General features: G+C 72.6%; 28 protein-coding genes and 1 tRNA gene. 10 read left to right on the plus strand and 19 right to left on the minus strand.

What is annotated here, in order from left to right:
- The first annotated feature begins 81 nt into the window (after positions 1 to 81).
- The gene (locus tag ACLQ3K_RS08505) at positions 82 to 381 is read left to right on the plus strand and encodes a DUF2516 family protein (protein WP_224651762.1); all 300 of its coding nucleotides are present in this window, start codon (positions 82 to 84) and stop codon (positions 379 to 381) included.
- A 24-nt stretch (positions 382 to 405) separates the two neighbouring features.
- On the plus strand, positions 406 to 1,458 hold the full coding sequence (locus tag ACLQ3K_RS08510; protein ID WP_425998546.1) for an alpha/beta fold hydrolase: 1,053 nt from the start codon (positions 406 to 408) through the stop codon (positions 1,456 to 1,458).
- A gap of 103 nt (positions 1,459 to 1,561) precedes the next feature.
- On the opposite strand, the gene purU is transcribed toward ACLQ3K_RS08510, so the two are convergent.
- Positions 1,562 to 2,437, minus strand: a complete 876-nt coding sequence (purU, locus tag ACLQ3K_RS08515) for a formyltetrahydrofolate deformylase (RefSeq protein ID WP_425998548.1) — start codon at positions 2,435 to 2,437, stop codon at positions 1,562 to 1,564.
- A 7-nt stretch (positions 2,438 to 2,444) separates the two neighbouring features.
- On the opposite strand from purU, the gene deoC reads away from it, so the two are divergent.
- Positions 2,445 to 3,149 carry a deoxyribose-phosphate aldolase gene (gene deoC / locus ACLQ3K_RS08520; RefSeq protein WP_425998978.1) on the plus strand — a complete coding sequence of 235 codons (705 nt, stop codon included), beginning with the start codon at positions 2,445 to 2,447 and terminating at the stop codon, positions 3,147 to 3,149.
- A 44-nt stretch (positions 3,150 to 3,193) separates the two neighbouring features.
- Here the strand turns inward: deoC and ACLQ3K_RS08525 are convergent, their stop codons facing one another.
- The 7 genes from ACLQ3K_RS08525 to ACLQ3K_RS08555 all read right to left on the minus strand — a co-directional run bounded on the left by ACLQ3K_RS08525 (position 3,194) and on the right by ACLQ3K_RS08555 (position 8,905).
- On the minus strand, positions 3,194 to 4,492 hold the full coding sequence (locus ACLQ3K_RS08525) for a cytochrome P450 (RefSeq protein ID WP_425998550.1): 1,299 nt from the start codon (positions 4,490 to 4,492) through the stop codon (positions 3,194 to 3,196).
- Positions 4,489 to 5,058, minus strand: coding sequence for a hypothetical protein (locus tag ACLQ3K_RS08530; RefSeq protein ID WP_425998552.1), 570 nt, complete (start codon positions 5,056 to 5,058; stop codon positions 4,489 to 4,491). Before ACLQ3K_RS08530 ends, ACLQ3K_RS08525 begins: the two co-directional genes overlap by 4 nt.
- Before the next feature lie 11 nt (positions 5,059 to 5,069).
- Complete coding sequence (locus tag ACLQ3K_RS08535) at positions 5,070 to 6,116, minus strand: LmeA family phospholipid-binding protein (RefSeq protein ID WP_425998554.1); 1,047 nt, start codon at positions 6,114 to 6,116, stop codon at positions 5,070 to 5,072.
- A 17-nt stretch (positions 6,117 to 6,133) separates the two neighbouring features.
- Positions 6,134 to 6,940 carry a carbon-nitrogen hydrolase family protein gene (locus ACLQ3K_RS08540; RefSeq protein WP_425998980.1) on the minus strand — a complete coding sequence of 269 codons (807 nt, stop codon included), beginning with the start codon at positions 6,938 to 6,940 and terminating at the stop codon, positions 6,134 to 6,136.
- Positions 6,941 to 7,088: 148 nt separating this feature from the next.
- The gene (locus tag ACLQ3K_RS08545) at positions 7,089 to 7,856 is read right to left on the minus strand and encodes a class I SAM-dependent methyltransferase (protein ID WP_425998556.1); all 768 of its coding nucleotides are present in this window, start codon (positions 7,854 to 7,856) and stop codon (positions 7,089 to 7,091) included.
- A 5-nt stretch (positions 7,857 to 7,861) separates the two neighbouring features.
- Positions 7,862 to 8,371 carry a DUF2505 domain-containing protein gene (locus ACLQ3K_RS08550; RefSeq protein WP_425998558.1) on the minus strand — a complete coding sequence of 170 codons (510 nt, stop codon included), beginning with the start codon at positions 8,369 to 8,371 and terminating at the stop codon, positions 7,862 to 7,864.
- An 18-nt stretch (positions 8,372 to 8,389) separates the two neighbouring features.
- Positions 8,390 to 8,905 carry a DUF2505 domain-containing protein gene (locus tag ACLQ3K_RS08555; protein ID WP_425998560.1) on the minus strand — a complete coding sequence of 172 codons (516 nt, stop codon included), beginning with the start codon at positions 8,903 to 8,905 and terminating at the stop codon, positions 8,390 to 8,392.
- Between the two features lie 24 nt (positions 8,906 to 8,929).
- Between ACLQ3K_RS08555 and ACLQ3K_RS08560 the strand changes: the two genes are divergently transcribed.
- From ACLQ3K_RS08560 to ACLQ3K_RS08570, 3 genes are read left to right on the plus strand one after another with little or no spacing between them, the layout of a single operon-like run.
- A complete protein-coding gene (locus tag ACLQ3K_RS08560) occupies positions 8,930 to 9,991 on the plus strand; it encodes a UDP-N-acetylmuramate dehydrogenase (protein WP_425998562.1) in 1,062 nt (353 codons plus the stop codon).
- 19 nt (positions 9,992 to 10,010) lie between these two features.
- A complete protein-coding gene (locus tag ACLQ3K_RS08565; RefSeq protein WP_224649798.1) occupies positions 10,011 to 11,186 on the plus strand; it encodes a L,D-transpeptidase in 1,176 nt (391 codons plus the stop codon).
- A complete protein-coding gene (locus ACLQ3K_RS08570; protein WP_425998564.1) occupies positions 11,153 to 11,998 on the plus strand; it encodes a transglutaminase-like domain-containing protein in 846 nt (281 codons plus the stop codon). The genes ACLQ3K_RS08565 and ACLQ3K_RS08570 overlap by 34 nt, the downstream gene beginning before the upstream one ends.
- Positions 11,999 to 12,502: 504 nt before the next feature.
- Here ACLQ3K_RS08570 and otsB read toward each other — a convergent pair.
- From otsB to ACLQ3K_RS08600, 6 genes are all read right to left on the minus strand, one after another.
- Positions 12,503 to 13,267, minus strand: a complete 765-nt coding sequence (gene otsB, locus ACLQ3K_RS08575) for a trehalose-phosphatase (RefSeq protein WP_425998566.1) — start codon at positions 13,265 to 13,267, stop codon at positions 12,503 to 12,505.
- A complete protein-coding gene (locus ACLQ3K_RS08580) occupies positions 13,264 to 14,709 on the minus strand; it encodes an alpha,alpha-trehalose-phosphate synthase (UDP-forming) (protein ID WP_224649780.1) in 1,446 nt (481 codons plus the stop codon). Before ACLQ3K_RS08580 ends, otsB begins: the two co-directional genes overlap by 4 nt.
- A gap of 7 nt (positions 14,710 to 14,716) precedes the next feature.
- On the minus strand, positions 14,717 to 14,878 hold the full coding sequence (locus ACLQ3K_RS08585; protein WP_170181081.1) for a hypothetical protein: 162 nt from the start codon (positions 14,876 to 14,878) through the stop codon (positions 14,717 to 14,719).
- A 55-nt stretch (positions 14,879 to 14,933) separates the two neighbouring features.
- Positions 14,934 to 16,361 (minus strand): threonine/serine ThrE exporter family protein, encoded by a 1,428-nt coding sequence (locus ACLQ3K_RS08590; protein ID WP_425998569.1) that lies wholly within the window; start codon positions 16,359 to 16,361, stop codon positions 14,934 to 14,936.
- Positions 16,362 to 16,498: 137 nt separating this feature from the next.
- Positions 16,499 to 17,845 (minus strand): flavin monoamine oxidase family protein, encoded by a 1,347-nt coding sequence (locus tag ACLQ3K_RS08595; protein ID WP_425998571.1) that lies wholly within the window; start codon positions 17,843 to 17,845, stop codon positions 16,499 to 16,501.
- Between the two features lie 99 nt (positions 17,846 to 17,944).
- Positions 17,945 to 19,144: a PucR family transcriptional regulator gene (locus ACLQ3K_RS08600; RefSeq protein ID WP_425998573.1), complete on the minus strand. Its 1,200-nt coding sequence runs from the start codon at positions 19,142 to 19,144 to the stop codon at positions 17,945 to 17,947.
- A 166-nt stretch (positions 19,145 to 19,310) separates the two neighbouring features.
- Here ACLQ3K_RS08600 and ACLQ3K_RS08605 point away from each other — a divergent pair, with 166 nt between their 5' ends.
- Entirely contained in the window at positions 19,311 to 21,017 is a 1,707-nt protein-coding gene (locus ACLQ3K_RS08605; RefSeq protein WP_425998575.1) for an aldehyde dehydrogenase family protein, read from the plus strand.
- A gap of 85 nt (positions 21,018 to 21,102) precedes the next feature.
- On the opposite strand, the gene ACLQ3K_RS08610 is transcribed toward ACLQ3K_RS08605, so the two are convergent.
- Both ACLQ3K_RS08610 and ACLQ3K_RS08615 read right to left on the minus strand, forming a co-directional pair.
- Entirely contained in the window at positions 21,103 to 21,270 is a 168-nt protein-coding gene (locus tag ACLQ3K_RS08610) for a hypothetical protein (protein ID WP_425998577.1), read from the minus strand.
- Between the two features lie 14 nt (positions 21,271 to 21,284).
- Positions 21,285 to 21,359: transfer RNA gene (locus tag ACLQ3K_RS08615), tRNA-Thr, on the minus strand.
- A 41-nt stretch (positions 21,360 to 21,400) separates the two neighbouring features.
- Here ACLQ3K_RS08615 and ACLQ3K_RS08620 point away from each other — a divergent pair.
- The 3 genes from ACLQ3K_RS08620 to ACLQ3K_RS08630 are packed head-to-tail and all read left to right on the plus strand — an operon-like array spanning position 21,401 to position 23,237.
- Positions 21,401 to 22,279 carry a crotonase/enoyl-CoA hydratase family protein gene (locus ACLQ3K_RS08620; protein ID WP_425998579.1) on the plus strand — a complete coding sequence of 293 codons (879 nt, stop codon included), beginning with the start codon at positions 21,401 to 21,403 and terminating at the stop codon, positions 22,277 to 22,279.
- 49 nt (positions 22,280 to 22,328) lie between these two features.
- Positions 22,329 to 22,739 (plus strand): VOC family protein, encoded by a 411-nt coding sequence (locus ACLQ3K_RS08625; RefSeq protein ID WP_425998581.1) that lies wholly within the window; start codon positions 22,329 to 22,331, stop codon positions 22,737 to 22,739.
- Positions 22,740 to 22,748: 9 nt separating this feature from the next.
- A complete protein-coding gene (locus ACLQ3K_RS08630; protein ID WP_224649762.1) occupies positions 22,749 to 23,237 on the plus strand; it encodes a GNAT family N-acetyltransferase in 489 nt (162 codons plus the stop codon).
- Between the two features lie 23 nt (positions 23,238 to 23,260).
- On the opposite strand, the gene ACLQ3K_RS08635 is transcribed toward ACLQ3K_RS08630, so the two are convergent.
- The 3 genes from ACLQ3K_RS08635 to ACLQ3K_RS08645 form a co-directional block, all read right to left on the minus strand.
- A complete protein-coding gene (locus tag ACLQ3K_RS08635; RefSeq protein WP_425998583.1) occupies positions 23,261 to 23,563 on the minus strand; it encodes a hypothetical protein in 303 nt (100 codons plus the stop codon).
- Between the two features lie 134 nt (positions 23,564 to 23,697).
- Positions 23,698 to 24,537 (minus strand): alpha/beta fold hydrolase, encoded by an 840-nt coding sequence (locus ACLQ3K_RS08640; protein WP_425998585.1) that lies wholly within the window; start codon positions 24,535 to 24,537, stop codon positions 23,698 to 23,700.
- Positions 24,538 to 24,592: 55 nt separating this feature from the next.
- Positions 24,593 to 25,408, minus strand: a complete 816-nt coding sequence (locus tag ACLQ3K_RS08645) for a hypothetical protein (RefSeq protein ID WP_425998587.1) — start codon at positions 25,406 to 25,408, stop codon at positions 24,593 to 24,595.
- Positions 25,409 to 25,461 lie beyond the last annotated feature (53 nt).

The raw sequence follows: 25,461 nt of genomic DNA on the forward strand, positions 1-25,461 counted from the left end.
CGTGTATGCCGCGAAAGGCACAGCCCCCCCCCGGCCCCCCGGCGGACGGGCCGCCGGGCGCCCGACCTTTAGGCTGGTGTCATGGACGTCCTCCTCTACGGATTCGGCACCCTCAGCCTGCTCGCGTCGCTCGTGATCACGGTCGCGCTGCTCGCGACGGGCGCCTTCTGCCTCATCCACGCCCTGCGCGCTCCCGCCGACGCCTTCACGGCCGCGGGGAAGTGGCAGAAGAACTACTGGGTGATCACGCTGGTCGCGAGCCTGCTGCTCGTGCTGGCGGGCCTGAACTACATGGGCACGGTGATCGGCGCGGTCGGCATCCTGGTCTACCTCCTCGACGTGAAGCCCAAGCTCGACGAGATCCGCCGCCCGCGCTATTGAGTATTAGTTAGTAAGGTTGCTCGCATGAAGATCTCCAGGAAGCTCGTCGTCGGCGCCGCGGGCGCCCTCGGCGCCGGTGCCGCCGCCATCGCCGCGAGCGTCGCCGCCTACGCGCTGTCGTCCCCGGCGGAGCCGGCGAACGCCAAGCTGATCGACGACTACGACGGCGCGCACGAGGACGGCGTCGTCGTCTCCGGCGACGGCACCCGCCTGCACACCAGGGTGTGGGGCCCGGCCGACGGTCCGATCGCCGTGCTCATCCACGGCTGGACCTGCAACCTGGCCAACTTCCCGCGGCAGGTCGAGCACCTCGTCAGCCGCGGCTACCGTGTCGTGGCCTACGACCAGCGCGGCCACGGCGAGTCCGAGGCGGGGGCCTTCGCGTTCTCCGCCGGCGTCCTCGCCGACGACCTGCACGCCGTCCTCGCCGCCCACGTGCCGGCGGGCAAGAAGGCGCTGCTCGTCGGGCACAGCATGGGCGCGATCACCATCATGGCCTGGGCCGACAAGTACACCGACGAGGTCGCCGAGCGCGCCCACCACGCGGTGCTCGCCTCCACCTACGCTCGCGACGCCGTCGCCGGGTTCGCCGGCGCCACGCCGCTCGCCGCGCTCCCGCGCGTCGCGCCGCGGCTCACCCAGAAGGTCGGCGACGGGGTCCTCGGAGCCAACGTCAAGGTGCGGCACAACCGCGCGCACACGGCCGTGATCCGCTACACGGCGCTGTGCGGCTACGCCTCCTACGGCGCGGTCAAGTACACCGAGGACATGGTCGCCTCCTGCCCGTCGGACGTGCGCGCCGAGTGGGGCCACGTGCTCGCGAACGTCGACGTCACCGCCGGCCTGCGCAAGATCACGATCCCCACGTCGGTCGCGGTCGGCCAGTTCGACCACCTCACCCCGCCCGCGGACGCCGACATCATCGCCGGCGAGCTCCGCGTCGCCGGGAAGCTGGACCGCTTCGCCGTGATCCGCGACTCCGGCCACATGCTGCCGCTGGAGCAGCCGGAGAAGTTCAACGCCCTCCTGGACTCCATCCTCGACGGTCGCCCCGTCGCCTCCGGGGCGCCGGAGTAGCACCCCGTCGGAAAGTAGCACCCCGTCTGGAATTGAACGACGTTCTGGAGAGGAAAACCGCAGGTCGGACTCTCCAAAACATCGTTCAATCGCGGGGAGCGGGTCAGGAGAAGACGACGGTCTTGCGGCCGTGCACCAGCACGCGGTTCTCCAAGTGCCAGCGCAGGCCGCGGGCCAGCACGACCTTCTCGATGTCGCGGCCGCGGAGCACCATGTCGGCCGCGGCGTCGGCGTGGTCGACGCGCGCGACGTCCTGCTCGATGATCGGGCCCGCGTCGAGGTCCGCCGTCACGTAGTGGCAGGTCGCGCCGATCAGCTTCACACCGCGCGCGAAGGCTTGGTGGTACGGCCGCGCGCCGATGAAGCTCGGCAGGAAGCTGTGGTGGATGTTGATCGCCCGCCCGGCCCACGCCTCGCACAGCTCCGGCGGCAGCACCTGCATGAACCGCGCCAGCACCACCGCGTCGGGGTTCAGCGCGTCGGTGAGTTCCGCGACGCGGGCGAAGGCCGCCGACTTGTCCTCGCCCGCGCCGGGGAAGGGCACGTGGTGGAAGGGGATGTCGAGGCGCTCCACGAAGTCGCGCAGGTCCTCGTGGTTGCCGATCACCGCGGCGATCCGCGCGTTGAGCTCGCCCGTCGCCACCCGGCCGACGAGGTCGTGCAGGCAGTGCCCCTCCTTGCTGACCAGCACGACGATGTCCTTGGGCTCGGCGCTGGACGTCAGCCGCCACTCGGTCTCGGGGCCGAGCTCGGCGACGACCTCGGCCTCGAACCGCGCCCGCAGCTCGTCGAGCGGGATCGCGACGCTGTCCGCGCGCACGGCCTGACGGGTGAAGAACCAGCCGGAGTCGGCGTCGGAGTGGTACCCCGCCTCGACGATCCACCCGCCCACGTCGGCGAGGAAGGTCGAGATGCGCGCGACGATGCCGGTGGTGTCCGGGCAGCCGAGCGTGAGCACATAGCGTGTATCGCGGGTCACGCCCGGTATCGTCTCAGACGTGCTCACACGCTCCGAAGTCGCCGCCCTCGTCGATCACACGCTGCTCAAGCCCGAGGCCACGGAGGCCGCCGCCGCCGCGGCCTATGCGGAGGGGCTGGACCTGGGCGTCTACGCCGTCTGCCTCTCCCCGTCGATGCTGCCGTTGCGCGCCGCGATCGACGCGCACGAGGCGGATCGCCGCGCGCCCAAGGTCTGCGTCGTCGCGGGCTTCCCCTCCGGCAAGCACCACACCCTGATCAAGGCCGCCGAGGCGCGGATGGCGATCGAGGAGGGCGCGCACGAGGTCGACATGGTGATCGACGTCGGGCTCGCGCTGGCCGGCGAGCTGGACCGCGTCTTCTCCGATGTGCTGACCGTCCGTGAGGCCATCGGCGCCGACCCCGTGCTCAAGGTGATCGTCGAGTCCGCGGCGCTGCTCGAGTTCGGCGACGCCGACCTGCTCGCCGAGGTGTGCAAGCGGTCCGTCAAGGGCGGCGCGACCTTCGTCAAGACCTCCACCGGCTTCCACCCGTCGGGCGGCGCGTCCGCGGAGGCGGTGGCGCTCATGCGCGCGGCCGTCGGGCCCGACGTGGGCGTCAAGGCCTCGGGCGGCATCCGCTCCGCCGAGGCCGCGCAGGAGATGATCGACGCCGGCGCCAACCGCCTCGGCCTCTCCGGCAGCCGCGCGGTGCTCGCCGGCTTCCCCGAGTAGCGCTCGGTCCGCCTGCCCGACGGTGCCGCCCGGCCCCGTCGGGCTCAGGCGAGCTTCGCGGGCAGCGAGGCCCAGCCGTACAGCGTGGAGAGCCCGCGGTGCGTGCCGGGCCCGTCGAGCGCGAGGCCCGGATACCGCTCGAACAGTGCGGACAGGGCGACGACGCCCTCCATCCGGGCCAGCGCCGCGCCGATGCAGGCGTGGATGCCGTAGCCGAAGGCGACGTTCTTCTTGGCCTCGGGCCGCGCGACGTCGAACTCGTGCGGCCGGTCGAAGACGGCGGGGTCGCGGTTCGCGCCCGCCAGCAGCAGCGAGACGACGGTGCCCTCGGCGAAGGCGAAGCCCTCGATCTCGCCGGCCTCCCGCGCGACGCGGGCGGTGCGCTGGACGGGGCTGGAGTAGCGCAGGATCTCCTCGACGGCGTTCGGCCACAGCTCGGGCTCGGCGCGCAGTCGCTCCAGCTGCGCGGGGTGTTCCAGCAGCGCGACGACGCCGTTGCCGATGAGGTTCACCGTGGTCTCGAAGCCCGCGCCGATGAGTAGCGCCGCGTTCGTCACCAGCTCGTGATCGGTGAGCTCGCCGGAGGCTGCGAGGAGTGCGAAGGGATCGTCCGCGGCGGGGTTCGCGCGAACCCGCGCGAAGTGCGCGGTGAGGTACTCGTCGAGGCCGCGCAGCGCGTGCTGGGCGCGCCGGTAGACGGGCCAGTCGAGGCCCGGGTCCAGCAGCGGCGCGGCGGCCTCGCCCCACTCGAGCATGTACTCGTCGTCGGCCTCGGGCAGCCCCAGCAGCCGCCCGATCATCGTGACGGGCAGCCGCGCGGCGTAGCCCGTGACCAGGTCGGGGCGGGGCGCCGCGGCGAGCTCGTCGAGGAGTTCCTCGCTGACCGTCCGCGCGCGGTCGGTCAGCGTGGCGATCGCCTTGGGGGTGAAGGTCCGCGCGATGGGGTGCCGGTACGCGGTGTGCGCCGGGGGCTCGGTCACCAGCATCGACGGTGGCTCGACGGGGTTGGGCAGGTGCGGGTCGGACCGCTCGAGGACGGGGATCAGCGGCCGCGGGAAGCCGAAGTCCTTCGGCTGGATGGTCGCGAACCGCGGGTCGCGCAGCACGGCCTGGCACAGCGCGTGATCCGCCGTCGCCGCGCCGGCCTCGGTGCCGATGATCCGGCCCTGCTCGCGGATCCGGTCGAGCCGCTCGTACTGGCCGCCGGGCGCGCCGCTGTAGCCGAGGAGCATCTCCGCCATGGTGTCGCCGCGGGCCGCGCGGCGGGGCAGCGCGTAGCGCGGCAGCCCGTGCAGCACCGCCCAGCGCACCCGCAGCTTCAGGTCCGGCCGCGGCGCCCTCACGGCCGCACCACCGTCGGGTCGAGGACCTCGGCCAGCAGCGGACCGTCGGGCGTGGTGCGCCAGACCCGCACCGGCGAGCCGACGCCCGGGACCTGGGGCTGGAGCAGCTCCTCGCCGGTCGACCGCCACTGCGCGGAGAAGGGCGCACCGTCGCCGACGATCTCGAGGACGAACGCGGTGACGCCCCCGGTGTCCGAGGTGCGCACGCGCCGGTCGTCGACGGTGCCGTGGCCGAGCCGGGCGGTGCCGCGCAGGTCGGCCCACCGCCGCTCGACGTCCCGTTCCTTCGCCGCGTCCCCGAAGGAGGCGAGGTAACCGAACCAGAACCCGACCAGGACGAGGCCGGGGAAGGCGGTGAACAGGAGCTGGAACCAGAGGCCGGGCGGATCGTCGGCCGCCCAGAGCTGGTACACGAGGACGGCGACGCCGAGGGTGGCGAGCGCCAGCCCGGCGCCGAGGATCGCCTTCGCGGCCGCGGTCAGCCGGGTCGGCAGCCCCAGTGCGGCAGGTGGATCCGCGCTGAACTCACGCACGACGTGCACCACCTGGCCGACCGGGGCGTCCATGGCCATCGTCGTTAGACGACCGAGCAGTTCGTGGCGCCGACGTCGGAGCCGCTCTCGATGTCCTTCGGCAGGACGTTCTGGCCCGAGTAGCGCAGCGAGATGCCCTCGTCGGTCATCTTCAGGTCGCTGGCGGTGAGGCCCTTCGGGGTCGGGATGTCGGCGACGGCGGTGATCAGCTGCTGCGCCAGGTCGTCCGGGACGCCGATGCCGAAGACCGACGCCTTGCTCGCCGTGAGCACCACCTTGTTGTCCTTGATGGTGGGCTTGAGGTTCACGGTGACCGGCAGGATCACGGCGGTGCCACTGATCTCGATCTGGTTCGCGGCGGTGTTCAGCGTGACCTTCGGGTCCGAGATGACCTGCGAGCTGACGACCTTGTTCTTGATGCCGTCGGCGGTGAAGGTGCCGAGGATGGTCGCGTCGTCGATCTTGTTGTCGCCGCTCGGCTCGACGCCCTTGAGCAGGAGGTGCGCGTTGAGCCCGGCGGTGCCCTGCATGCCGTCGACCTGGATGTCGATCGACGGGATCTTGCCGCTCGCGTTCTGGATCAGCATCGGCGTCTTCTCGAAGCTGACCTTGACGTCGTTGGCGCTCGTACCCTTCTTGATGTTGTCCGCGAGGCAGTTCTGCACGTGGTTGCGGATGTACAGCTCGGAGCCGACGAGCACGATCACGAGCACCGCCACCAGGCCCGCGGCCGCCAGGCCGATGAGCTTGCCGGTGGAGCGCTGCTTGGCGGGCTTGGCGGGTCCGCCCTGGCCCGACGGTCCGCCGGGCGGGATCTGGGTGGGCGGCACCGGCGGCACGGGCGGCTGCTGGCCCGGCTCCTGGCGCGCGTGCGCACCCGAGGGCCGCGCCGCGGACTCGATCGGGCGGGTCAGGCCGTCCTGCGGGCCGGGGCCCTGCGGTGCCTGGGGCTGCTGCGCCGGCGGCTGCTGGGGCTGCTGCTGCGGTGCCTGCTGCTGCCGGTCGGCGGGGGCCATCGGCCGGGTCAGGTTCGGATCCTGCGGGCCGTTCGGGGGGCCGGGGTTCTGCGGGGCGTTCGGGTTCGTGTCCATCGGCGTTAGATTGTTCCTCATCCCTGGGTGGCGACGGTGAAGTCCCTGCGGTTGGCGAGCACGGGCAGCGCGGCCCGCACCTCGTCGACGCGCGCGAGCGGCAGGTCGACGACGATCTGTTCCGGCCCGTCGCCGGCGGAGGCGAGCACGGCACCGTCGGGCCCGACGGCGAGCGAGCCGCCCACCCCGCGCGGCGCGGTGCCGGGCTCCGGGTCGGACGGCCGCGCCTGGTCGACGGCGACGACGTAGGTGGTCGAGTCGAGCGCCCGCGCGCGGGCGAGCGTGGTGAAGGCGTCGAGCTTGCCGGGGCCGTCGCCCCACGAGGCGGGCGCGACGATGACCTGCGCCCCGGCGTCGGCGAGCCCCTGGTACAGGGCGGGGAAGCGCAGGTCGTAGCAGGTGCTCAGTCCCACGGTGACCCCGGCGACGTCGATCAGCACCGCGTGATCGCCCGGCTCGACGGTGCGCGACTCGGCGAAGCCGAAGGCGTCGAAGAGGTGGATCTTGTCGTAGGCGGTGCGGGTGCCGTCGGGAGCGACGGAGAGCAGTGTGTTGCGGACGCGACCGTCGGCGGCGGGGGTGAACATGCCCGCGACGACGTGCACGCCCGTCGCCCGCGCGGCCTCGGCGACGCGCGTCGCCCACGGCCCGTCGAGCGGCTCGGCGACCGGCCCGAGGGGCACCCCGAACCGGCACATCGTGGCCTCGGGGAAGACGGCGAGGGCCGCCCCCGTCTCCGCGGCGCGCCGCAGACCGTCCTCGACCAGCGCGGCGTTGGCCGCCGGGTCGGTCGTGGCCTCGATCTGCGCCAGCGCGACGGTCAGCGATGTCATGCGCACCACACTACTGACTCGCGCTCGATACGGGACGCCGCGCCGAGACGAGCTGCTCCTGCCTCACGATGTCGACTTCTACGGCGACGCGCGTGCGTGAGAACGCCTCCGATGCCGCGGACGTCGACATCGTGAGCCGCTACGGCGCGACGAACGACCAGTCGACCGTGAGCAGGTTGTCGCGGACCGGGCGACGGGGCGGGCGGGCCGCGCCATCGGTGCGGGCGGCGAGCGCGGCGGCCGCCGCGCGCCAGCGGATCCGGTTGCCGTAGGGCGCGTAACCGGCGGCCTCGTCCCAGCAGCGATCCGCCAGCGCGAGCAGGGTGTGGATCCGCTCGCCCGGCACGTTGTGGTGGATCAGCGCCTTCGGCAGCCGCTCGGCCAGGTCCGACGGACGGTCGGTGTACCCGGGGTGCCAGGCCAGCGTGAGCGTCCGCGGGCCGGAGGCGTCGAGGGTGAGCCAGCAGCACCGTCGGCCCAGCTCGTCGCACGTCCCCTCGACGAAGACCCCGCCGGTCGCGAGGCGCGAGGTGACCATCGCCCAGGCGTCGGCCACCTCGGATTCGTCGTACTGCCGCAACACGTTGAAGGCGCGCACCAGGTTCGGGCGCAGGCCCGCGAGCTCGAAGCCGCCGCGGGCGAACTCCACGCCGTCGCGGCCGGGGACCACGCGGTCGGGATCGATCTCCAGGCCCGTCACGCGCACCGTCGGCGACACGCGCCGCAGCCAGGAGGCCCACTCGAGGGTGGTGTTCGGGCGCGCGCCGTAGCCCACGTCGACGGCGAGCGGCGACGGCCCGCCCAACGCCGCGGCCACGAGCGGCGAGTGCACCGACCAGCGGTCGCTGCGCCGCAGCCGGTTCAGGCCGGTGGTGCCGCGGGTGATGCGGCCCTCGGGCGAGGGCACAGCGGTCAGTGGTTCTTGTCGACCCAGTACTTGAGGTACTCGGCCTCGGCGCGGAACAGGTCCACGAGGTTGATGAGGATGAGCTGCTCGAGCTTGGTGCCGACGAAGGGCACGAAGACCTTCACCACGGTGGTGTACCGCATGGTGCAGCCGGTCTCGGTGTTGAACAGCGAGGCCTCACCCTTGAGCGAGCCGGGCCCCGCGGGGATCGACGCCTTGTAGTCGCCGATCGAGCTCTCGCCGTCCCACGCGCCGTAGAACTCCTCGCGCGTGATGATCATGTCCTTCTTCACGACGCCCTGCGCGATCGGCGGCAGGTACTCGTGCGGCAGGTTCTGCTTCTGGACGACCGTGATGCCCTCGTCGTCGACGTCGAACTCGGAGAGCTCCGACAGCGGGGTCAGGTTCCGGAAGTCGGTCATCTTCTCGGTCCAGTACTCCTTGGTGGAGTACGCGTTGTAGAAGACGTCGGCGGGGAACGGGAAGCGCGCCGAGTAGCTGAGACGTCGTGCCATGTGGGGGAACCTTACCGGTCAGGGATGCTCCGCGATCCACTGCAGGGTGAACTCCCGCTCGCTCTCCATGAGCTCCTGCAGGTTCTCGACCACCAGCGACTCGACCTTCTTCGCGACGAACGGGATCGACACGCTGGCCTCGCCGTCCGCGGTGATGCGCGCCCCGTCGGGGCCCGCCTCCAGGACGGCCGTGCCCGACAGCTGCGCGGGAACGCCCTGGATCTCGGCCGAGAAGGCGCCCTGGCAGCGCGTGCCGTCGAACGGGCCCCACTCCTCGACGCGGTGGATCTCCAGCCCGCCGGGGCGGATCGCGGTCACCACGGGCGGCAGCTTGTCCTCGCCGATCACGTGCACCACGAGCACGCGCACCGAGCGCGCGGCGCCCTCGCCGGTGATGGACAGCTCCGCGACGCGGGCGCCCTCGCCGCCGACCTCGGCCACGCGGGCGGGCCAGTACGCATCGTCGGTGAACGCGGCGTGCAGCGCGGCCGGACTGGTGGCGTAGTCGAGCGAGCGCTCGAGACGGGTGGTCATAGCCGGACACGTTACCGTTGCGGGGTGCCTGAACTGCTATCGGAGTTGACCACGCTGCGCCTGGGCGGCCCCGCCCGCGCCTACCTGCGTTGCGATTCCGCCGCCGCGGTCGCCGAGGCCGTCGCGCGCTGCGACGCCGCCGGCGAGCCCGTGCTGCTGGTCGGCGGCGGCTCCAACCTGGTGGTCTCCGACGCGGGCTTCGCCGGCACCGTCGTGCACCTCGCGCACGACGCGATCACGATCGACGGCACGGTGCTCACCGCCGACGCGGGCGCCGTCTGGGACGACGTCGTCGCCGCGTCCGTCGCCGCCGGACTCGGCGGCCTCGAGTGCCTCTCCGGCATCCCAGGCTCCGCGGGCGCGACGCCCGTGCAGAACGTCGGCGCGTACGGCGTCGAGGTGTCCGCGTGGCTCGATGCCGTCGAGCTCTTCCACCGCGCCACCGGCGAGACCGCGTGGGTCGCGCCCGAGACGCTGGGCCTCGCCTACCGCACGTCGCGGCTCAAGCAGCACGACGCGACCTCGGGCCCGGCGGACGTCGTGCTCCGGGTGCGGTTCGCCCTGTCCGACGGTGCGTCGGCCCCCGTCCGGTATGGCGAGCTCGCGCGGGCCCTGGGCGCCGAGCCCGGTGCCACCGTCGACCCGGCACTCGCGCGCGAGCACGTGCTGGCGCTGCGCCGCGGCAAGGGCATGGTGCTCGACCCGGCCGACCACGACACCTGGAGCGTCGGCTCCTTCTTCACCAACCCCGTCGTGCCGGCCGCGACCGCCGCCGCGACGGTGCGGCGCATCGAGGAGGCGACGGGAGAGAGCACGCCGCAGTACCCCGCGCCCGACGGCGTGAAGCTCTCCGCGGGCTGGCTGATCGAGCGGGCCGGCTTCGGCAAGGGCTACGACGGTGGCCGCACGGGAGTCTCGCTGTCGACGAAGCACACCCTCGCGCTGACCAACCGCGGCACCGGCACGACGGCGGAACTGCTCGCCCTCGCGGGCGAGGTCCGGGATGGGGTGTTCGCCCGGTTCGGCGTCGAGCTGCGGCCCGAGCCCGTGCTCGTGGGTGCGGAGCTTCCCCCGCTGCGCCAGTAGAATTCATACGGTGTTCGACATGTTTCGCGCGCCCGTGCGTCGGCGTGCCTTCCTCGGCGGTGCCGCGGCGACGGTGGCCGTCGCCGCGACCGCCTGCACCCGCGACGGCGGCATCGGTGAGACCAGGGCCGATGCTCCCACCTTCGAGTACGCCCCCGGGGCCGGGAAGAAGATCGGCCCCCGCGACACCGTCTCCGTGCGGGTCCGCGGCGGCACCTTCCGTCCGGGCGTCGCGCTGACCAACACCCAATCGGGCAAAAAGGTCGAACTGACCGCGTCGCCCGACGGTGTGACCTATTCGACGAGCGAGCCCCTCGGCTTCGGCGCCACCTACCGCTGGTCCGGCGCCGCGGACGGTGAGGGCGGCACCTGGTCGAGCCTCGACGGCGAGGTCTCCGTCGTCTCGCCCGACGCGACGATGTCCGTTCAGGTCAACATCGCCGACGGTGCCGAGGTCGGCATCGCCGCGCCGCTCATCCTCAAGTTCGCGGGCACCGTCGAGAACAAGGCGGCCGTCGAGAAGGCCCTCGAGGTCACCACGACCCCGCACACCGAGGGCGCCTGGGCCTGGCTGCCCGAGGACAACGGCTCCCGCGCCCACTGGCGCCCGCGCGCGTACTTCGCGCCCGGCACCAAGGTGGCGATGAACGCCAAGCTCTACGGCCTCGACCACGGCGGCGGCCAGTACGGCGCCAGCGACGTGACCAGCGACTTCGTCGTCGGGCGGTCGCAGATCGTCAAGGCCTCGGCACCGTCGCACCGGATCCGGGTGATGCGCGGCGACCAGGTGCACCTCGACCTGCCCTGCTCGTACGGCGAGGGCGACCTGCCGCGCAACGTCACCCGCTCGGGCATCCACGTGGTGAGCGAGAAGCACGAGGACTTCGCCATGTCCAACCCCGCCGCCGGGTACTTCAACGTGCGCGAGCGCTGGGCGGTGCGGATCTCCAACAACGGCGAGTTCATCCACGCCAACCCGAACACCGTCGGGAACCAGGGCGCGTCGAACGTCACCAACGGCTGCATCAACCTCTCCCTCGAGGACGCGCAGCGCTACTTCGAGAGCGCGCTGTTCGGCGATCCGGTCGAGGTCACGGGCACGTCGATCGAGCTCTCGGAGGCGGACGGGGACATCTACGACTGGACCCTAGACTGGCCGACGTGGCAATCGATGTCGGCGCTGTCGAAGAACTAGTGATCCCCGGCGCGCGGAGGATGTCCGCGCGGGTGGCGTGCACCGTGCTCGCCCCCACCGTGCTGGAGTATCAGGCCACCGTCGCACGGGTGCCGGGCCTGCAGGTGCAGGAGTCGCTCGTCGTCACGCTCGACGGTGCGCCCCTGCCGGTCCACGAGGTCGTCGGGCCGCACGGCGGCCGCATCCACCGCGTCGACGCCGGGCCCGGGACGGTGCTGCTGGAGTACCACGCGCAGGTCGCGGGCTTCGCGGCGCCGGAGCCCGGCGACGCGTACCTGCGGTCGCTGTACCTGCGGCCCTCGCGCTACTGCGAGGTGGACCGGTTCTACGGCTACGCCGCGAAGCAGTTCGCGGGCGTGATCGGGGATGCACAACGTGCTGTGGCGGTGCGGGAGTTCGTGGCGAACCGGCTCGACTACCTGCCCGGCGCCAGCCGCTCCGTCGACGGTGCCTCCGACACCCTGCTCGCCTCCGCCGGCGTCTGCCGCGACTACGCCCACCTGACGATCGCGCTGCTCCGCGCCCTGAAGATGCCCGCCCGGATGAGCGCGGTCTTCGCGCCGGGCTGCGACCCGATGGACTTCCACGCCGTCGCCGAGGTGATGGTCGACGGCCGCTGGTGGGTGCTCGACGGGACCGGGCTCGCCCCGCGCGGCGCGATGGTGCGCATCGCCACCGGCCGCGACGCCGCCGACATCGCCTTCCTCGACAACCACGGCGGCTCCATCCGCTTCGACCGCCTGACGGTGACCGCCGAGTCCGCCGCGCCCCTGCCCTACGACGACCCCCATGCGCTGATCCCCATCGCCTGAGCCGCGCCTCCCCGCTGCTCGGCGGGGCGGTGTTGCTGCGCGAGAGTCATGCGCGCCACGCATGCCTGATGAATTCGCAGTTCACGCGGTGTTTCTGAATCAGAGGGCATGCGTCCCGCGCATGCCCTCCGAGCCGGCTACCCGTGCCCGCGCCGCCACGGGACGGCCGCACCGCACGGTCAGGGGCCGCCGCCCGTCGGATGTGCGCGGCTGCGGGTGGGGGAGGGAACGTGGCGCGGGGGACGGCCCGTACCCCCACGGGAAGTGTGTGGCGTGCGGTGGGGGAGGGAAACGCCGCGTGGGGGTCGGCCGAGCCCCTGCTCCACGAGCGGCGTGTGGTGGGGGACCGAATGCGGGGTCCGCGGATCGGCGCGGCGCGGGGGACGACTGCGCGGCGCGGTCGGCGGCCACCGCACATGCACCCGGCCCGGCGATCCCAGCCATGCGTACCGCGCATGGCCTGCCGCGGAGACGCACCCGCCTCCGGCGGAGCTTCGACGAGACTCAGCCGCGACGCAGCGCGAGCAGCTCCTCGAAGACGGACCGCGCGGCGGCGGGCCCGGCGCCGCGGAAGCGGGCGGCGGTGGCACCGTCGCCCACCTTCACGGAGACGTCCTCGGCCTCGGTGAGCACCGCGAAGGCCTTCTCGTCGGTGACGTCGTCGCCGAGGTACAGCACAGCGGCGGCGCCGGTGCGCTCGCGGAGCGTCTGCAGCGCGCGGCCCTTGGACGCGTCGAGCACCGTCAGCTCCAGGACGGCTTTGCCGTCGGTGGCGTGCACGCCGGGCAGGGCGGCGGGGCCCCGTCGGGCCTCCTCCAACGCGACCGGCCCCGCGGACGGATCGACGACGTTGCGCACGTGCAGCGCCGCGCCCAGCGGCTTGGGCTCGACGGCCGCGCCGGGGAAACGCTCGGCGATCGCGGTGAGGCCGGACAGCACCGTCGCCCGCAGCTCCACCAGGTCGGCGGTCAGGGCCCCCTCGAAGCCCTCGTCCCACTCGGCCCCGTGGCTGCCCACGGTCACGATCGGCTCACCCGCTCCGGACAACCTTCCCAGCGTCGCGCGGTCGCGGCCCGAGACGAGCGCCACCGTCATGCCGGGCAGCCCCGCGAGGGACTCCAGCGCGGCGACGGTCCCCGGCAGCGGGAACGCCGCGGCGGGGTCGGCGACGATCGGCGCGACGACCCCGTCGTAGTCCGTGGCCACGAGCACCGCCGGCAGCCCGGCGAACCGCGTCAGCGCCTGCGACAGCTCGGCGGGCAGGCTCACGCGGGCGTCTCGTCGACGGTGCCGGCGAGGGTCTGCAGGAAGGAGCGGGCCCAGCGGTCGACGTCGTACTGCAGGACCTGGCGGCGCATGGTGCGCATGCGGCGCTTGCCGTCCTCGGATTCCTGGTGCACGGCCTCGTCGATGGCGTTCTTGACGCCCTCGAGGTCGTGCGGGTTGCACTGGTAGGCCTGGCGGAGCTCGGCGGCGGCGCCGGTGAACTCGCTGAGCACCAGTGCGCCCGTGGAGTCGTTGCGGCAGGCGATGTACTCCTTGGCCACCAGGTTCATGCCGTCGCGCAGCGGGGTCACGAGCATGACGTCGGCCGCGGCGAAGAAGGCGAGCAGCTCGCGGCGCGGCACGGGGCGGTGGACGTAGTGGATCACCGGCCGGCCGATGCGGCCGAAGTCGCCGTTGATGCGGCCGACCTGCCGCTCGATGTCGTCGCGCATCACCTTGTAGGACTCGACGCGCTCGCGCGACGGGGTCGCCAGCTGCACGAAGACGTGCCGCTCCGGATCGAGGCGGCCCTCCTGGTACAGCTCGCCGATCGCGCGCAGCCGCACGTCGATGCCCTTGGTGTAGTCCAGCCGGTCGACGCCGAGCAGGATCTTCTCGGGGTTGCCGAGTTCCTTGCGCAGGGCCCGCGCCCGCTGCTTCGTCTCGGGCAGCTTCGCCGTCGCGGAGAGGTCGGCGGAGTCGATGGAGATGGGGAAGGCGCCCACCCGCACGGACCGGAAGCCGACGGTGACCACCCCGAACTTCGAGCGCACGCCGATCGAGTTCTTGCTCGTCGCGTAGCCCGCGAGCTTGCTGGCGAGGTAGAGGAAGTTCTGCGCGCCGCCGGGCAGGTGGAAGCCGACGAGGTCGGCGCCGAGGATGCCCTCGATGATCTCGCGCCGCCACGGCATCTGCATGAACAGCTCGACGGGCGGGAAGGGGATGTGCAGGAAGAAGCCGATCTTCACGTCGGGCCGCAGCATCCGCAGCATCTTGGGCACCAGCTGCAGCTGGTAGTCCTGCACCCAGACGGTGGCGCCCTCGGCCGCGACCTTGGCGGTCTCCTCCGCGAAGCGCCGGTTGACCTCGACGTAGGTGTTCCACCATTCGCGGTGGTACTCGGGCTTGACGATGACGTCGTGGTACAGCGGCCACAGGCTGCCGTTGGAGAAGCCCTCGTAGTGCTCCTCGACCTCCTGGGCGCTGAGCTTGACCGGCACGAGGAGCATGTCCTCGCCCTCGATCGGCTCGCCGCCGACGTCCGGGGCGCCGGGCCAGCCGACCCACGCGCCGTTGCGGGCGCTGAGGATCGGCTTGAGGGCGGTCACGAGGCCGCCGGGGGCCTCCTTCCAGGTCAGCGTCCCGTCGGGCGCCTTCTCGACGTCGACCGGAAGCCGGTTCGCCACGACGATGAAATCAGATGATCCGAACGCCGCAGCGGCCATGAGTGGGCTACGCCTCCTTGGGGCCGATGCCCAGCATCGACAGCAGCATCCGGCACTCGTCGGCGTCCTCCGCGTACGCAGCGACGACCCGCTGGGCCTGGTAAGCCGTCTCGTCCGCTACGGGCTCGAGTTCGTCTTCGCTGATGTCCTGCGTGGTCTTCGGGGGCATGAACGCACCTTCGTTCGGGAATTGACGAGCAAGGACAGTTTACCTGCGAAACGTTTCAGTCGCGGACCCGGCGGAACGTGATGCCCCCGATGCGCGGTCGCAGGGTCGGCGGGAGGTGCGGCCGGCGCAGCGTGCGGGCCACCCATTCGCCCAGCGTGACGCCCGCGGCCAGCGCGCAGCCGACGGTGAGCGCGGTCGCCATGTTGGTCAGCGCGGAGGTCGTCTGCCCCTCCATCAGCTCGGACAGTCCGCGGTACACGGCGAGGCCCGGGACCAGCGGCGTGATGCCCGCGACGGCGACGATGAGCGGGGGGACCACGGCCCGTCGGGCGAGGAGACCGCCGGCCAGGCCGACGACGGTGGCGGCCACCGTCGACGAGACGATGGGCCCGAGGCCCAGGTTGAGGACGGACCCCGCGACGCCGGCGCCCGCGCAGCCCGCGAGGAAGGACGCGGTGAGCGCCCGGATCTGCGCGTACCCGGCCAGCGCGAAGGCGGCCGCGGCCACGCCCGACGAGGCGACGAAGATCGGCAGCGGCGCGTAGTCGAAGGGCTGTTGCTGCAGCGGCGGCAGGGTCGCGCCGAGCTGGGCGGTGACGCTCAGGGCCATGCCGACGCCGGCCACGACGCCGCCGGTGAACACGACGACCTCGAAGAACCGGGCCGCGCCCGTCACCGGCGCCCCGGTGATCGCGTCCTGCACCGAGCCGACCAGCGACAGCCCCGCCATGAGCACGATGATCCCGGCGACGATCACCCGGTAGGGCTGCACGTCCCACCCGTACTCGACGGACAGCCGGTAGATCAGCGCGGCCGGCAGCGTCGCGAGGAAGCCGCCGACGACCTGCTGGAAGAAGTAGGGGAGCCCCCACTGGCTCAGCCGCACGTTGACGGCGTAGATCAGTGCGGTGCTGACGAAGGCGACCGCCGCGAGCGCGGGGGCGCCGCCGAGGAGCAGCGTCAGCGCGCCGGCCATGAGCGCCCAGCCGAAGGTCGCGACGGCGCGCGGGTAGGGGTGCCCGGCGGTCATGATCGATTCGAGGGCGGCGAGCGCCTGGTCGGGGCGGATGCGCCCGCGGCCGATCCGCCGCACCAGAGTGTCGACCTGGGAGAGCCGCGTGTAGTCGAGGGACCGGTGGCTCACCATCCGGATGTAGGTCGACGGGGGCAGGCCGCGCCCGCGCTGCACGGAGACGGTGATCGCGTTGTAGGTGACGCTCACGGTCACGTCGTCGATGCCGTAGGTCGCGGCGACGTACCGCACCTGCGCCTCGGTGTCGACGGCGCCGGTCCCGGAGTCCAGCAGCACCTCGCCGACCTTCATCGCGACCTCGAGGACCTCGCCGACGGTCTCGTTGTCGCGGAGGTCGACGGGCTGCAGCGGCGTCAGGACCGGCATTCCGGCGGTGTCGACGGTGGCAGCGTTCCGGCCGGTCAGGGCCTGGACTGCGTGCGCGAGGCGATCGCGGAACGCGGGCTTCACGGTGGGGCACCTCCTCGGGGGTAACACGTCGGTGTCGTGGCACGGACCTCGTTCGTTACTGTGCCAGATCACGCCGGTTTCCGGCCCCCTCGCGGCGCTGTGATCCGCGTCGGATCCGTGCCGCGCCCGCGCCCGTCTCAGCCCAGTGCGGCGAGCACCTCCGCGGCCGCCCGCTCGCCCGATTCGAGGGCGCCCTCGATGTACCCGGCGTGCTCGCCGGCGGTCTCCGTCCCGGCCCAGTGCACGGCGCCCGCGGGCGCGTGGCCGAGGGGGAAGGGCATCCCGCCCGCGGCCGGGTCGGGGAAGGCGAGGTAGCCGCCGCCGACGTACTCGTCGAGGTGCCAGGACTTCTCGTGCCAGCCCGCCGGGCGGCGCACGGCGTCGCCGAGGTGGTGGGCGAGGCGCCCGAGCAACGCGTCCCGACGGTCCGCCGGGCTCAGGCCGTCGAGCGTGCGCGCATCGGTGCCGCCGACCAGCAGGCAGAGGTGCCCGGGGCCGTCGGCCGACGGGGGCGAGGTGTCGAAGACGCCCACCCCCGGGTCGTCGATCGCGATCAGCTCGGCGTGGCCGCGCTTGCGCCAGAACGGCCGGTCGTAGACGGCGAGCGCCTTGTACACCGAGCCCATGTACATGCCCCGCTCGGCGCGGGCGCGCTCGGCGGGCAGGGCCGGACGGTGCTCGATCGCCGCGGCGATCGGCGGGGGTGCGGTGACCACGACGCGGCGGCAGCGCACGGCGCCCGTGGCGGTGTGCACCGTCGCGCCCGCGTCGTCGCGGTGGATCGCGAGCACGGGGCTCTCGGTGCGGACGCGGTCCCCGAGCCGCGCGGCCATGCGGACCGCGAGGGTGCCGGCACCGTCGACCACCAGGGAGTCCTGCGCCCCGCCCCGCGTGGTCATGGCGGTGGTCAGGCCCTCCATGGTGCGGACGGTGGCGGCGAAGTCGCGCAGCGTGAGGCGTTCCGGATCGGCGGTGGAGGCGATCTCGAACAGCACCCGCAGGAGCCGGCGGGCGCGGCCCGGGACGCGGCGCAGCAGGTCTGCGACGAGGACGTCGCGCCCGATGTGCGGCCCTCCGAGGCGGACGAGGCCCTCCCACGCGGCGAGCGCGGCGCCGGCGAGCAGGAATGTCGGGCTCGTGACGCCGACGGTCCGCGGGCCGTCGACGAGCCTCGGGAGCCGGGGCGTCTCCATCCGAAAGACCTGCGCGCCGTACTCGGCGGCGAGCGCGGTGAACCGGTGGTGGCCCGTGCCGATCCACTGTCCGCCCAGGTCCACGTGGCTGCCGAGCGCGGTGGTCTCGGTCAGCACGCGGCCGCCCACGCGGGGCGCGGCCTCGAGGACGAGGACGTCGACGCCGCGGTCGTGCAGGTCGAGCGCGGTGCGCAGGCCGGCGACGCCCGCCCCGACCACGACGACGGTGCGCTCCTCGACGGTGTGCTCGTCGGGTTGCGCCTGGGAGTGCGCCTCGGGCCGGTCCGTCATGGCGTCTCCGTTCCGCGGCGAGCGCCGCAATAAAGTCGGTCGTATGACTGATTGTAGGGATGGTCCGACGCCAGCGGGACGTTTCGCCTGATCCGGTGCCTAGCTGCGGCCGAACAGCCGGTCCGCGAGGACCGCGGCGTACAGCTCCGCGGCGGCCCGCGGGTCGGAGCGGTCCCGGCCCGTGAGCTGCTCGATCCGGCGGAGCCGGTGGTTGATCGTGTTCCGGTGGTAGTGCAGCCGCTCCGCGGTGGCGACGAGCGAACCGCCGCAGTCGAACCAGGCCCGGACGGTGGCGATGAGGGCGTCGCGGTCGGCCTCCGGCAGCGCGAGCACCGGGCCGAGCACCGCGTCCCGCAGCTCCCGCGCCGCGGCCGGGGAGTGCGCGAGCGCGAGCGGCAGCGCCGACTGTCCGTAGGTCTCGGTCGCCGCCTCGCCGGGGATCAGGCTGGCCATCGCGAGCTCCGCCTGCCGCAGCCCGTCGCGCGCGTCGAGCGGCGAGGTGAAGGGCGCGCTGATGCCCACACGTCCGGTCGCCTCGGTGCGCAGCAACTCCAGGACCTGCGGCAGCACGTGCGGGGTGCTCAGGCTCAGCAGTCCGATGCGGGTCTGCACGTCGGACATCCAGTGCGCGGCGACGAGCCGGTCCCGGAGCCGGCGGTCGATGCCGGCGTACGGCTCGCCCGCGCCGCTCGCGGCGGGGTCCGCGCCTGCCTCGGCGCAGACGACGAGGAAGGTCCCGGTCGCGGGGAGCTGCAGCGTCTGCGCCGCGGCGTGCAGGCGGCCGGGCTCGAGCACCCCGTCGAGCAGGGCGCGCAGCTCCACGCGGAGCAGCTCGGTGTGCCGGGTGGTGCGGTCGGCGACAGCGCGCCCGTACTCCTCGGCGGCAGCGGTCGAGTAGTCGTCGATGATGCGCCAGACGTCGCCGCCGATGTCGGGCAGCAGTTCGGGGTGGTCGACGCACGCGGCGCGCATGTGGTCCCAGACGAGGCGCCCGGCCAGCCGGTAGGCGTGCAGCAGGGCGGCCAGCGGGAAGCCGTACTCGGCCTTGAGGCGGCCGGTGGCGCGGGCGGCGTGCAGGTCCTCCTCGGGGTCGCCGCCCAGCTGCCGCAGCACCGATTCGAGGTTCGCGTGCACAGCCTCGCGGAGCTCGTCCGGGGTGATGAGCGTGCTCTCGGCGTAGGCGTGCTCGCCCGTGAGGATCCGCTCCACCAGCTCGTCGGCGAGCGCGTCCACGTCGTCCACCAGCAGCCGGGCGAACTCCGCGGGGGAGGCACCGGACGGTGCTGTGATCGTCGACACCCCTCGATGGTAGCCGCCAGTCCCCGTCCGGTCGTTGTGCGTGAGCACAACAGTGCCCGTGTGCAGGCGGAACTCCGGCACGATGCCCGCGGCGCCGTGGGCGGTCAGACTCGAAGGGGAACAGTGACCCGGCTCACCCCGGGGCCGTACGGAGACCGGAGAGCCCATGACCACTACCGAATCAGTCCTCGACGCCGCCGTCGCCGACCTGCAGCAGGGCGAGCGCACCTGGGCCGCCACGACCCTCGCGGGGCGCCGCGCCCTGCTCGACGAGGTGCGCGCGGCCACCGCGGCCGTCGCGCAACAGTGGGTCGACGCGGCCGCCGGCATCAAGGGCCTGCCCGCCGACTCCACGCTGCTCGGCGAGGAGTGGCTCTCCGGCCCCTACTCGGTGATCACCGCCTGCGAGGCCCTCGCGACCTCGCTGGCGGCGCTCGAGGAGGGCCGCAGCCCCGTCGACGGCTTCACCATCAGCCCCGCGCCCGGCGGCCGCTCGGCCGTCGAGGTGCTGCCGCACAGCGCCTTCGACCAGCTCCTGCTCAGCGGGTTCAGCGCGCAGGTCTGGACCGTCTCGGGCGTCGACGCCGCGTCGGTCCGCGACCGCGCCGGCCTCGGCTCCCTCGATCCGACGGTGACCCACGGCATCGCCGGGGTGCTCGGCGCGGGCAACATCTTCTCCATCCCGCCGCTCGACACGCTCTACCAGCTCTATGCCGACAACCGCGTGGTGCTGCTCAAGCTCAACCCGGTCACCGACCCGCTGCTGGACACCTACAAGGCCGCCTTCGCGCCGCTCATCGACCACGGCGTGGTCCGGATCGTGACCGGCGGCGCCGACGTGGGCGGGGCCCTGGTCAACCACCCCGGCATCACGACGGTGCACATGACCGGCAGCGCCCGCACCCACGACGCCATCGTCTTCGGCACGGGTTCCGAAGGGGCGCAGCGCAAGGCCGAGAACCGGCCGCTGCTCGACAAGACGATCACCAGCGAGCTCGGCGGCGTCTCGCCGACCATCGTCGTGCCGGGCGAGTGGTCGGCCGCCGACCTGCGGTTCCAGGCCGAGCACCTCGCCACGCAGCGCCTGCACAACAACGGCTACAACTGCGTCGCCTCGCAGGTGGCCGTGATCAGCGCCGACTGGCCGCAGAAGGAGGAGTTCCTCCGCGAGCTGCGCGAGGCCTTCGACCGCGCACCGTCGCGCCGCGACTACTACCCGGGCTCGGCCGATCGCGTCGCCGCCGCCCGGGCCGGGTACGGCGAGCGGGCGCAGGCCGTCGGGCCCGACGGTGCCCGCACCCTCGTCTTCGGCCTGCAGGCCGACCGGACCGAGGAGGCGCTGCACACCGAGTACTTCGCGCCGGTCTACGGCGTGCTCGAACTCCCCGGCGACGCAGCCGGCTTCCTCTCGACGGCCGTCCGTGCCGCCAACGAGGACTTCGAGGGCACCCTCGGCGTGAACATCGTCGCCGACCCCGCGACCATCAAGGCCCTCGGTTCGGTGTTCGATCGCGCGATCGCGGACCTGCGCTACGGCACCATCGCGGTGAACGCCTGGACCGGCGTCGGCTACCTCACCGCCCGCGCGTCGTGGGGCGCCTTCCCCGGCCACACCATCGACGACGTGCAGAGCGGCATCGGCGTCGTCCACAACGCGCTGCTGCTCGACGACGTGGAGCGGACCGTCGTGCGCGGTCCCTTCCGCCCGTCGCCCCGCTCGTTCGCGGGCGGCGAGCTGTCGATGTCGCCGAAGCCGCCGTGGTTCGTCACCAACCGCACCGGCGCGACGACGGGCCGCCGGCTCACCGAGTTCGCCGCGAAGCCCTCGTGGCTGAAGCTGCCCGGCATCTTCGCCTCCGCCCTGCGCGGCTGACCGCCGAGTGAAAGATCGACGCCGCATCGCCGCGACCCGCCGACCTCATGTCCGCGAAACGGCGCAGCGGCGTCGATCTTTCACATCAACGGTCGAAGAACCGATCGCTGAGCCGGTCGAAGAAGCCGTCGATCTTCTGCTCGCGGGCGGTGCCCTCGACCTTGGAGTTCCAGAGGTACACGAGCCCGAAGACCATGGCGACGAGGCCGAGCACCAGCGCGGTGATCAGGACGACCTGAACGGTGGTGGACATCGTCGCTCCTTTCGTGGAGCCCCCCGTCGGGATTGAACCGACGACCTTCGCTTTACAAGAGCGGTGCTCTACCACTGAGCTAGGGAGGCGCGCGGCCTCGCGGCCGCGGCGCCAGCATATCGTGACCAGCATGACTGACTCCTTCGAGACCATCAGCTGGACGCTCGACGACGACGGCATCGCCACCCTCGTGCTCGACCGCCCGGATCAGCTCAACGCCTTCAGCGTCACGATGGCGCGGGAGCTGACGGAGTTCTTCGAGGTCCACGCCCGGCGCAACGAGGTGCGCGCCGTCGTCGTCACCGGCGCCGGCCGCGCCTTCTGCGCCGGCATGGACCTCACCGGCGAGGGCAACGTCTTCGGGCTCGACGAGTCCGTGCAGCCGACCCCCGAGGAGTTCGCCGCCGCGTACGACCAGGCCCCGTATCAGGACGGCGTGCGCGACACCGGCGGCAAGCTCACGCTGGCGATCTACTCGCTGCCCAAGCCCGTGATCGCCGCGATCAACGGCCCCGCGGTGGGCATCGGCGCGACGATGACCCTCGCCATGGACACCCGACTCGCGTCGACGAAGGCGCGCATCGGCTTCGTCTTCGGCCGGCTCGGCATCGTCATGGAGGCCTGCTCCAGCTGGTTCCTGCCGCGCATCGTCGGTCCCGCGCAGGCGCTGGAGTGGGTCTACTCCGCCGATATCCTCACCGCCGAGCAGGCGCGCGAGGGCCGCCTGGTCCGCAGCCTGCACGAGCCCGACGAGCTGGTGCCCGCCGCGCAGGAACTCGCGCGCTCCTGGGTGAAGGGCCGCTCGGCCGCCGGCGTCGCGCTCAACAAGCAGCTGATCTACCGCGGCCTCGGCTCCGCGAAGCCGCTCGACGCGCACCTCGCCGACTCGCTGGCGATGTACTACTCGTCGATCGGCGACGGCAAGGAGGGCGTGGCAGCCTTCCTCGAGAAGCGCGCGCCCGAGTTCACGGCCAAGGCCTCCGAGACGCCCCGCATCGTCGCCGACTAGCTGTCGCGAGGACCGGCGCCGGGCCGGGGAGCGCGCCTACCCTGGGCGCATGGCACCTCCCCTCTTCCGGCAACTGGTCATCGACGCCGCGGACGCACGACGGTCCGCGGAGTTCTACCGCGCCCTCCTCGGTCTCGCGTACCTCCCCGGCGACGAGCCGCGCGACGGCGCGGAGGATCCCGCGTTCATCGTCCTGCTCGGCACCGACGGCCGCCGCCTGCTGGGCTTCCAGACGGTGCCCACGTTCGCCCGGTCGACGTGGCCGTCGATGGACGTGCCGCAGCAGCTGCACCTCGACTTCGCCGCACGCGACGACGCCGAGCTCGCGGAGCACCACCGCCGCGTCCTGGAACTCGGCGGCACGCTCATCGAGGACCGACTCGACGACCCGGAGGACCCGCTGCGCGTCTACGCCGACCTCGACGGGCACCCGTTCTGCATCTTCGTGGCCGAGCAATAAGCTGGCCGCATGGAGATCCGCGACGCCCAGCCGGCCGACCTGCCGGCGATCCTCGTCATCCACAACGATGCCGTGGAGAACTCGACCGCCATCTGGTCCGAGGAGAAGGCCGACCTCGCCGAGCGCGAGGCATGGCTCGCCGAGCGTCGGGCCGGTGGCTTCCCGGTCCTCGTCGCTCTCGTCGACGGTGAGTTGGGTGGCTACGCCTCGTACGGGCCCTTCCGTGCGAAGTCGGGATACCGGCACACCGTCGAGAACTCGGTGTACGTGGCCGACGGCTTCTACCGGCGTGGCATCGCCGAGGCCCTGATGAACGCGCTCATCGAGCGCGCGCAGCAGTCCGACGTGCACGTCGTCGTCGCGGCGATCGAGGAGTCCAATCACGCCTCGGTCGCCTTGCACCGCAAGCTCGGCTTCCGAGTGACCGGTCAGATGCCCCAAGTGGGGATCAAGTTCGGTCGTTGGCTGGACCTGGTCCTGATGCAGCGGATCCTCTAGCGGGATCGCTCGAACACCCGCGCCTACGGGGAGCGGGCCGCGACGGGGCCCGCGGACGTTCGGCGCCGTCGGCCGACGGGGCGTTCCCCCGGGCGGAACGTCGAACGGACGGCGGCCCCGGCCAGCCGCACTCGCGCCGGACCGCTGGTCGGACACGACGTCTCGGACGCCTTGACCGACATCGAAGTATCCGCGTACGCAGCCGATTCCGCGGCGTCGAGTTCGGCGATCTCGTCGGCGATCGCGGTCGCGAGAGCGAATTCCGCGATGCTCCTCTCGGCAGCCTCGTGCCACGTGATGTGGTCGTTCCCTGCGCTGCCGTTCATGACGCACCCCCGCGTTCGATGATGCCTCCAGTCTACCATCGACGTTCGATCACAACATCACGAAACTATAACGAAATCGAATGATGTTCGAACAACCTGTTGGTCGTGGGAGGGCGGCCACGGCGGAATCCCGCTCAGGCCAGCGCCGCCGTACCCACGATCTCCGCCGCGAGCTCCTCGGGCCGCTCGTCGGGGATCCAGTGGCTCACCCCGTCGAGCACCACGAACCGGTACGGCCCGTCGACGTACTCACCCGCGAGCTCGGCTCCGGCCCTGGTCAGCGCGACGTCGTCGGTGCTCCAGATGTAGGTCACCGGGCATCCGATCCGCGTGTTCTGCCCCGGCTTCACCGTGGTGAACGGCATCCCGCGGTAGTAGTTCAGGCCGCCGCCCAGCAGCCCGGGCGTCACCACCTCGTCCACGACGGTGCGGATCGCATCGTCGGGCATGCCGCTCCCGCGGAGGAACCCCTCGAAGCGCCCCGGGAACCGCCGGGTCAGCAGCTCCGGCACCGCGGGGATCTGGAACAGGTACATGTAGTACGACTTCAGCGCCTGGTCCGAGCGGAGGAACGCCCGCAGGAAGGCGAAGGGGTGCGGCACGGAGACGGCGGTCAGCGTGCGCACCAGGTCCGGGTAGGTGGCGGCGGTGAGCCACGCCGTCGACGAACCCCAGTCGTGCCCGACGAGGTGAGCCGGCCCGGTCCGCTCCAGTAGCGCCGCGGCGTCGGCGGCCAGTTCGGAACTACGGTACTGCCAGCGCCGCGCCGGGCTCGCCGTCCGCGCGTACCCCCGCTGCCACGGCACGACGGTGCGGTACCCCTGCTCGTGCAGGTGCTCGGCCGTCGCCGCCCAGGAGGTGGGTGTCTGCGGAAAGCCGTGCAGCAGTAAGACGATCTCGCCGTCGATCGGCCCGCTGTCGACCACCGGGAAGGTCAGTCCCGAGCGCGTGAACTCCGTGATCCGTTCCGTCATGCCCTCAGCCAACCACTTCAGTGGCGGCGGAGCATCCGACCGTGGGTGGAGACCGTCACCCCGCGTACGTCCGGCCCACCCACGCCTGCCTGCAGAGCCGGTCCCCGTACCCGGTCGCGGTCACGCCCGCGTCGCCCAGGGCCCGGGCCTGCTCCGGGGTCGGCGTCTTTGCGCGGCATGCCGTGTTGCGGTTGGTCACCACCGGGCCCGAACCGTCGAGATCGATGTCGGGCGAGCCCGCCACCGCGACGGGCAGGGAGAACAGGCCGACGATGCGGTCGCCGACGAGTCGGAAGATCGTGTAGCCGCCGCTCGCGGCCGAGGCGTGGGCGTACAGCGCGGTGAAACCCTCCTCGGTCGTCGCCGTCCGCCACGGGAACCCGAACAGCTCACCGCCGCGGACGAACGGACCCTCGGGGCCGCGCGCCCGCCAGACCGCGAGGCCGACTCCGCCGGAACCGCCGGAGTTGGTGACGACGGCCAGTTGGCCGTCGCCGTCGTTCGCCCACCGCGGGGCGAAGGGCGGCCCAGGCGCGTAGGAGATCGCGCGTTCGGTGATCGTCTGCACGACCCGATCGCCTTCTCTTACGACGATGACCTGGTCCCGGCCGTCAGGGCCGGCGAATCCGGGATCGGAGTAGTCGAACGTCAAGCGCGGGAACCGGGCGTCGTGCAGCACGCAGCGCAGCGGAGCGCCGTAGTCGGAGCGCTTCGTGACCGCGTCCGCATCGCACGCGGGCGGAGCCGGTGCAGCGCTCGACGACGGGGAATCGGGGGCGCTCGACGGTGCCGGGGCGTCGCACGCCGCCGCTGCCGCGACCGCCGCGACGGCGACGAGCCCGGTGATCCGCAGGGGGACGGCGATTCTCATGCCGTTCATCATCGTCCGCCCAGCGCCCGGATGCGAGGCGTAACGACCGCCTC

It is taken from the genome of Tsukamurella sp. DT100, assembly GCF_049844855.1.
Taxonomy (GTDB): domain Bacteria; phylum Actinomycetota; class Actinomycetes; order Mycobacteriales; family Mycobacteriaceae; genus Tsukamurella.

What these genes read in the sequence shown, in the direction of transcription:
- ACLQ3K_RS08620 (WP_425998579.1), top strand. Translation starts at nt 21,401, where the DNA reads ATGACTGACTCCTTCGAGACCATCAGCTGGACGCTCGACGACGACGGC.
- ACLQ3K_RS08510 (WP_425998546.1), top strand. Translation starts at nt 406, where the DNA reads ATGAAGATCTCCAGGAAGCTCGTCGTCGGCGCCGCGGGCGCCCTCGGC.
- ACLQ3K_RS08625 (WP_425998581.1), top strand. Translation starts at nt 22,329, where the DNA reads ATGGCACCTCCCCTCTTCCGGCAACTGGTCATCGACGCCGCGGACGCA.
- ACLQ3K_RS08505 (WP_224651762.1), top strand. Translation starts at nt 82, where the DNA reads ATGGACGTCCTCCTCTACGGATTCGGCACCCTCAGCCTGCTCGCGTCG.
- ACLQ3K_RS08580 (WP_224649780.1), bottom strand. Translation starts at nt 14,709, where the DNA reads ATGGCCGCTGCGGCGTTCGGATCATCTGATTTCATCGTCGTGGCGAAC.
- ACLQ3K_RS08645 (WP_425998587.1), bottom strand. Translation starts at nt 25,408, where the DNA reads ATGAGAATCGCCGTCCCCCTGCGGATCACCGGGCTCGTCGCCGTCGCG.
- ACLQ3K_RS08555 (WP_425998560.1), bottom strand. Translation starts at nt 8,905, where the DNA reads ATGACCACCCGTCTCGAGCGCTCGCTCGACTACGCCACCAGTCCGGCC.
- ACLQ3K_RS08605 (WP_425998575.1), top strand. Translation starts at nt 19,311, where the DNA reads ATGACCACTACCGAATCAGTCCTCGACGCCGCCGTCGCCGACCTGCAG.
- ACLQ3K_RS08630 (WP_224649762.1), top strand. Translation starts at nt 22,749, where the DNA reads ATGGAGATCCGCGACGCCCAGCCGGCCGACCTGCCGGCGATCCTCGTC.
- ACLQ3K_RS08535 (WP_425998554.1), bottom strand. Translation starts at nt 6,116, where the DNA reads ATGGACACGAACCCGAACGCCCCGCAGAACCCCGGCCCCCCGAACGGC.
- ACLQ3K_RS08610 (WP_425998577.1), bottom strand. Translation starts at nt 21,270, where the DNA reads ATGTCCACCACCGTTCAGGTCGTCCTGATCACCGCGCTGGTGCTCGGC.
- ACLQ3K_RS08550 (WP_425998558.1), bottom strand. Translation starts at nt 8,371, where the DNA reads ATGGCACGACGTCTCAGCTACTCGGCGCGCTTCCCGTTCCCCGCCGAC.
- ACLQ3K_RS08585 (WP_170181081.1), bottom strand. Translation starts at nt 14,878, where the DNA reads ATGCCCCCGAAGACCACGCAGGACATCAGCGAAGACGAACTCGAGCCC.
- ACLQ3K_RS08640 (WP_425998585.1), bottom strand. Translation starts at nt 24,537, where the DNA reads ATGACGGAACGGATCACGGAGTTCACGCGCTCGGGACTGACCTTCCCG.
- ACLQ3K_RS08530 (WP_425998552.1), bottom strand. Translation starts at nt 5,058, where the DNA reads ATGGACGCCCCGGTCGGCCAGGTGGTGCACGTCGTGCGTGAGTTCAGC.
- ACLQ3K_RS08595 (WP_425998571.1), bottom strand. Translation starts at nt 17,845, where the DNA reads ATGACGGACCGGCCCGAGGCGCACTCCCAGGCGCAACCCGACGAGCAC.
- ACLQ3K_RS08635 (WP_425998583.1), bottom strand. Translation starts at nt 23,563, where the DNA reads ATGAACGGCAGCGCAGGGAACGACCACATCACGTGGCACGAGGCTGCC.
- ACLQ3K_RS08565 (WP_224649798.1), top strand. Translation starts at nt 10,011, where the DNA reads ATGTTTCGCGCGCCCGTGCGTCGGCGTGCCTTCCTCGGCGGTGCCGCG.